Genomic DNA, 6,730 nt, shown 5'->3' on the forward strand with positions numbered 1-6,730 from the left:
CGCATCCTGCTGCGGCCCGAGCTGGCCGCCGCGCCCCACGCCCCTGCCCCGCTGCTGGTGGCCAACTGCGCCGACTTCGTAGAGCTGGTAATTTCGCAGGATGCTGGCCGCTACGAAGCGCTGACCGACAACCAGGAGGCGCGGTTGGATGCCCTGGACGACGCGCCCGCCAGCGCCCTGCGCGACTACGCCCGCGCCGAAATGACCCTGCACCTGGGCCTGAGCCAGTTGCTGTTCAAGCACCTCGTGGCGGGTGGCTACCACCTGCGCAGCGGTTACCACCAGATGCAGGACGTGGTGAAGCATTACCCCAACTTTGCTCCGGCCCGCAAAACCCTGGGTGTGTGCGATTTTGCCGTGGGGGCCATGCCCGAGGGCTACCACTGGCTGCTACGCCTGCTGGGCCTCACGCCCAGCGTGGAGACCGGCCTGCGCAATCTGAATGCGGCCGCCGGTCAGCCCGGCGATTTCCAGCTCGAAAGCCAGCTGTTGCAGGCCCTGATTCGCGAAAGCTATTACAAGCAGCCCGCCGAGGCTGAGCACCTCACCGCCCGCCTCACGGCCGAGCAGCCCGACAACCTGCTGTTTGCCTACGTGCGCATGAGCGTGGAAAAGCGCCAGCACCACGCCGATGCGGCTCTGGCGGCCTACCGCGCCCGCCCCACCGGCCCGGCCTACCTGCCCGTGCCTTACCTGCACCACATGGCCGCCGACCTACTGCTTTACCGGGGCGACTACGCCGCTTCGGAGCGCGAAAACCTGGTGTTTCTGCGCGAGTTTCGGGGCGTGCACTACCGCAAGGATGCCGCCTTCAAGCTCTACCTGGCGGCGTGGCTGGGCGGGCAGCCGGCCGCTACGGCGGCCCGCTACCGCGCGCTCATCAACCAGCCTGGCCCTTCCGACGTGGAGGAAGACACCTACGCCCAGCATTACTACGACGAGGCCCGCGCCCTAAATCCCATCCTCACCCGCGCCCGCCTGCAGTCCGACGGCGGCTACGACCGCGAGGCGCTGGCCACACTGCGCAGCTTCCGGCCCACGGCCACCACTATCTGGCGCGACCGTATTGAGGCGCCGTACCGCCGCGCCCGCGCCTTCCAAGGCCTGGGGCAGCTCGATTCGGCCTGGTTTTACTTTGAAGCCACGCTGACCGAAGCCGGACCTAAAGCGCCGTACTACTACGCGCCGCAAGCGGCTTTGCAGCAGGGCTATATGGCCCAGAGCGTAGGCAACAAGCCCATTGCTCGCAAGTATTTTATGAAAGCGCTGGCCTACCCCTGGCACGAATACAAGAACAGCACCGATGCCAAGGCCAAGCTGGCGCTGCGTACCCTGAAATAGGCTCGGCTATTGTTTTAGCCCGAACTTTACGCCCGGGCTGCCCGAGCTTACCAGCCGGCTGGCTGCCGCAATCATCGGGTTACCATTGCCGCGTCTGTGTCTGAAGTTTCTTCTGCTCCTGCCTGCCTCGTTGTGCCGCTGGCCGACTTGCCCGCCGATTTTTGGGCGCGGGCCTTGCGCTGGGCGGCCGGCTTCGCGCACTGCGCCTATTTCGAGCCCAACGACCTGGCCTATCCCGAAGGCCCTTTCGAGCGGCTGCTGGCCGTCGCTTCCCACACCGACGATGCGCCTCGCACGCTGGCGGAGCTGCAGCCTTGGCTGAGTCGGGCCGGTGCGGCCCCGAGCTGCGGGTTTATAACCTATGACATTAAGAATGAGATTGAGGCGCTGAACAGCGCCAACCACGCGGGCTTTGACTGGCCGCAGCTGCACTTTTTTCGGGCCGAAACCTGGCTGCGCTGGCGCGGTGAACAGTTGGAGATTTACGGAGCAATGCCCAATGTGCTGGCCGCAATTCTGGCGACGGAAGTGCCGGCTTTTAGCTCGCCACAGGTGGCCAGCCTGCGCGCCCGCCTGCCCCGCCCAGACTACTTACGCGCCGTGCAAGCCGTGCGCGAAGACATTCTGAACGGCGAAGTGTATGAGCTCAATCTTTGCCAGGAATTCTATGCCGAGGGCGTGGCGCTGAACCCGGTAGAGGTATTTGAGCAGCTCAATGCGGCCTCGCCCGCCCCATTTGCGGGGTTCCTGCGCTGGCAGCAGCACTACCTGCTCTGCGCCTCGCCCGAACGGTTTGTAGCCCGACGGGGTGCCCAAATTATTTCGCAGCCCATCAAGGGCACCGTACGCCGCGGCATCACCCCAGCCGAGGATGAGCAGCAGCGCACTCACTTGCTGCACGACGAAAAAGAGCGCGCCGAAAACCTGATGATTGTGGACCTCGTGCGCAACGACCTGGCTCGCGTGGCACGCACCGGCACTGTGCGCGTGCCCGAGCTGTTCGGCCTCTACCCCTTCCGCCACGTGTGGCAGTTGATTTCGACCGTGGCCGCCGAGCTGCGGCCCGGCTTGGAAACGGCCGACGTGCTGCGCGCCGCTTTCCCGATGGGCTCGATGACCGGCGCGCCGAAAATCCGCGCCATGCAACTTATTGAGCACTACGAGCGCAGCCGCCGCGGCCTCTACAGCGGCAGCCTGGGCGTGGTGTGGCCCGGCGGCGACTTCGATTTCAACGTCGTCATCCGCTCGTTGCAGTACCGCGCCGACACCGGCTACCTCAGCTTCCAGGTTGGCTCGGCCATTACGTACGATTCGGTACCGGAGCGCGAGTACGACGAGTGCCTGCTGAAGGCCCGAGCCATGCTGGAGGTGCTAGGCGCGGGCATCCAAGGATAACGACGGGCCGCAAAGAAACGGCAGATACAAAAGACCGTCATGCTGAGCGCAGTCGAAGCAACTCTACTACTTCGTTGCAATCGGCATTGATTAGTTGCACGGTTGAGATGCTTCGACTGTGCTCAGCATGACGGTCTTAATTATTCACTGCTCATTGCGTCTTCTGCCATTCTGTCATTTTCGCCGGGGCCGCCGTATCTTTGTCGTCCGCCGAAACGCGACTATAATATGGCCCAACCTCTGTTAACCCTCGATTTTTTAGATAAAGCCGCCCCCACCGCCGAAGCCACGCCCAGCGGCGACGTGCGCGTGACGGCCGCTACCCGCACCGGCCGCCAGCGCAAGCTCTACATCGAGAGCTACGGCTGCCAGATGAATTTCTCGGACTCCGAAATCGTGTCGAGCATCCTGTTTGATGAGGGCTTCGACACCACTGACGACCTCGCCAACGCCGACCTCGTACTGCTCAATACCTGCTCCATCCGCGAGAAGGCCGAGCAGACGGTGCGCATGCGCCTCAAGCAGATTAACTCGCACAAAAAGCGCAAGCCCAGCATGTTGGTGGGTGTGCTCGGCTGCATGGCCGAGCGCCTGAAAAGCAAGTTTCTGGAAGAAGAAAAGATTGTGGACCTCGTGGTGGGCCCCGACGCCTACCGCGACCTGCCCGGCCTAATCGAGCAGGTAGATGGCGGCCAGAAAGGCGTGAACGTGCTGCTGAGCCGCGAGGAAACCTACGCCGACATCACGCCCGTGCGCCTGAACTCCAACGGCGTGTCGGCCTTCATCAGTATCATGCGCGGCTGCGACAACATGTGCTCGTTCTGCGTGGTGCCCTTCACCCGCGGCCGCGAGCGCAGCCGCGATGCGCACAGCATCATCGAGGAAGCCAGCGCGCTGGTGGCCGCCGGCTACAAGGAAGTGACGCTGCTGGGCCAGAACGTGGACTCCTACAAGTGGGCTTCGGCCGACGGCACCGAGCATGTCAACTTCGCCCAGCTGCTCGAGCGCGTGGCCCTCATCAGCCCCGAGCTGCGCGTGCGCTTCTCGACCTCGCACCCCAAGGACATCACCGACGAGGTACTGCACACGATGGCCAAGTACGCCAACATCTGCAAGTACATCCACCTGCCGGCCCAGAGCGGCAACTCGCGCGTGCTGGCCTTGATGAACCGCACCTACGACCGCCCCTGGTATGAGGAGCGGGTGGCTAGAATCCGTGAGATTCTGGGAGAAGACTGCGCTATTTCGACCGACATGATTGCCGGCTTCTGCTCCGAAACCGAGGAGGAGCACCAGGACACGCTGAGCCTGCTCGACCTGGTGAAGTATGACATGGCCTACAATTTCTTCTACTCGGAGCGCCCCGGCACGCTGGCCGCCCGCAAGCTTGAAGACGACATTCCGCTCGAAACCAAGAAGCGCCGCCTCCAGGAAATCATCGACCTGCAGCAGCAGCACGCCCGCGCCCGCTACGCCCGCATGGTGGGCCGCGTGCACCAGGTACTGGTAGAGGGCCCCTCGAAACGCTCGGCCGAACACCTCAGCGGCCGCAACGACCAGAACCAAGTCGTCATCTTTCCGAAGCAAAACTTCAAGAAAGGTGATTACGTGAACGTACTGGCTACCAGCACCACTGGCGCGGCTTTGCTGGGCGAAGCGGTAGATTAAGACTCGTACAGCGTACTGAGTCAAGAAGATAAAACCCTTTAACTCTGTGCGCGAACAAGATAGCAGGGCGCTCCAAACACATTTCAATTGACTACGCAAGAAATCCAATCCATCAAGCTCCGGTTCGGCATCATCGGCAACGCGCCAGCGCTGAATTACGCCATTCAGGTGGCCGCCCAGGTGGCACCGACCGATATGACGGTGCTCATCACCGGCGAAAGCGGGTCGGGCAAGGAGTCGTTTTCCAAGATTATTCACGCGCTCTCACCGCGCAAGCACGGGCAGTTCATCGCCATCAACTGCGGCGCCATCCCGGAGGGCACAATTGATTCGGAGCTGTTTGGCCACGAGAAAGGCTCCTTCACCGGGGCCAATGAGGCCCGCAAGGGCTATTTCGAAGTCACCAACGGCGGCACCATCTTCCTCGATGAGATTGGCGAGATGCCGCTGGGTACCCAAGCCCGCCTGCTGCGCGTGCTGGAGAACGGCGAGTTCATTCGCGTGGGCAGCAGCAAGGTGCAGAAAACCGATGTGCGCGTGGTGGCCGCCACCAATGTGAACCTGCTCGACCGCGTGCAGGCCGGCACTTTCCGCGAAGACCTGTACTACCGCCTGAACACGGTGCCCATTACCGTACCGCCGTTGCGCGAGCGCGGCGACGACATCTACCTGCTGTTCCGCAAGTTTGCCTCCGACGCGGCCGAGCGGTACCGCACCCGGCCCATCACCCTCACGCCCGATGCGGTGCCGGTGCTCACGCGCTTTCGCTTCCCCGGCAACATCCGCCAACTCAAGAACATCGCCGAGCAGATGTCGGTGCTTGAAACCGACCGCGACGTGGACGCCCGCCGCCTGGCCCCTTACCTGCCCCAAGACCAGAGCAGCCGCCTGCCCATGCTGCTGGGCGGCGCAGGCACGGCCGATGGCAGCGTTGGCAACTACTCGGAGCGCGACCTGCTCTATAAAATCCTGTTCGACATGCGCCGCGACATGACGGACCTGAAAAAAATGGTGCTGGAGCTGGCTTCGGGCCAGCGTCCGCACGAGGCCCAGGAATTGCTACGCCAAAACAGCCACCTGTTCGGCAATACCGGCGCCGGCGCGGCGTTTGAGGGGTCTGGTAGCAACGAATACTTTCTGCCAGCAGCGCCCACGACTTTCCACGCCGAACCCGCTTCGGGCTACGACGACGTCACCCCGGTGGAAGACATTCCGCACGAAACCGAGGAAGAAACGCTCTCGCTCGACGTGAAGGAGAAGGAGATGATTCTCAAGGCTCTGCGCAAGCACAACAACAAGCGCAAATACGCCGCCCACGACCTGGGCATCTCAGAACGCACCCTCTACCGCAAACTCAAGCAGTATGACCTGGAGCAAGTTTGATTTAGCTGATAGCTGTAAGCTGTTAGCCATTAGCTTTTTGAAGGTATTTACCCGGAGAGCTATTGGCTATCAGCTATTGGCTATCAGCTTACTAATGAGTGGCTGCGGCATCTACTCGTTCAACGGCACCAACATCGACCCCGCGGTGCGCACGATTTCTATTGCCACCATTCAGAATAACTCGCCGCAGGGGCCGGCGTTTCTGACCCAGCGCTTTACGGAAGACCTCAAAGACTATTTCCAGCGCAACACCAACCTGCGGCTGGTGCCGCGCGACGGCGACCTGCAGTTCGACGGCAACATCGTGGCCTACGATTTTGCGCCGGCGTCTATTCAGCAGGTGGGCGGGGTGTCGCAGGCGGGCTCGAACCGCCTCACCATTCAGGTCAAAATCCGCTTCACCAACACCAAGGACGACAAGCAGAGCTTCGAGCAGGTTTTTCAGAACTTCGACGACTACCCCGCCAACCGCAACATCGCCACCATCAACAGCGACCCCACGGCCGTGCGCACCACCACCGACAAAATCATTACCGACATCTTCAATAAATCGGTGGCCAACTGGTAGCGGACGCGGAGTTGTGCGGTGGCGAAAAAACCGGCAAATTATTGCGGGTAACTGCCAGCGCATTAGCTCTGAGCGGCTTTTTTGTTGCGAAAGCCCCGCGGGCGTTTGCTTAAATTGGCGTAATGTTGCGCCCCGCTTCATGCCCTTTGGGCCCACTTTAGCGGAAATAGCTTCGTTTTGTTCTCGTCTTTTTGCCCACCGTCGTGACCCGCGCCACCCTTCTGCACGTTCTGGAACGCCCCACCGCCCTGGGGCCGGCCGAAGTGCGCGAGCTCGAGCAGCTGGCCCAGGCGTTTCCGTACTGCCAGACGGCTCACCTGCTGCTGGCCAAAGCCGCCCACGACCAAGGCACCATGCTGGCCGGCCAGCGCCTGC

General features: G+C 62.2%; 5 protein-coding genes. All 5 read left to right on the forward strand.

Annotated elements, in window-relative coordinates:
• A partial coding sequence (locus tag ACYVDE_RS11485) for a tetratricopeptide repeat protein (protein ID WP_460501685.1) occupies positions 1–1,341 on the forward strand: 1,341 nt, incomplete at its 5' end.
• Positions 1,342–1,437: 96 nt separating this feature from the next.
• Positions 1,438–2,736 carry an anthranilate synthase component I family protein gene (locus ACYVDE_RS11490; protein WP_460501687.1) on the forward strand — a complete coding sequence of 433 codons (1,299 nt, stop codon included), beginning with the start codon at positions 1,438–1,440 and terminating at the stop codon, positions 2,734–2,736.
• Between the two features lie 228 nt (positions 2,737–2,964).
• Complete coding sequence (miaB, locus tag ACYVDE_RS11495) at positions 2,965–4,404, forward strand: MiaB/RimO family radical SAM methylthiotransferase (RefSeq protein WP_460501689.1); 1,440 nt, start codon at positions 2,965–2,967, stop codon at positions 4,402–4,404.
• Positions 4,405–4,491: 87 nt separating this feature from the next.
• Positions 4,492–5,787: a sigma-54 interaction domain-containing protein gene (locus ACYVDE_RS11500; RefSeq protein WP_460501690.1), complete on the forward strand. Its 1,296-nt coding sequence runs from the start codon at positions 4,492–4,494 to the stop codon at positions 5,785–5,787.
• Positions 5,788–5,881: 94 nt separating this feature from the next.
• Positions 5,882–6,355: an LptE family protein gene (locus ACYVDE_RS11505; RefSeq protein WP_460501691.1), complete on the forward strand. Its 474-nt coding sequence runs from the start codon at positions 5,882–5,884 to the stop codon at positions 6,353–6,355.
• Positions 6,356–6,730: the final 375 nt, after the last annotated feature.

The organism is Hymenobacter agri (genome assembly GCF_054778495.1).

Coding starts and splice junctions, on each gene's coding strand:
- miaB (WP_460501689.1), top strand. CDS start 2,965: ATGGCCCAACCTCTGTTAACCCTCGATTTTTTAGATAAAGCCGCCCCC.
- ACYVDE_RS11505 (WP_460501691.1), top strand. CDS start 5,882: ATGAGTGGCTGCGGCATCTACTCGTTCAACGGCACCAACATCGACCCC.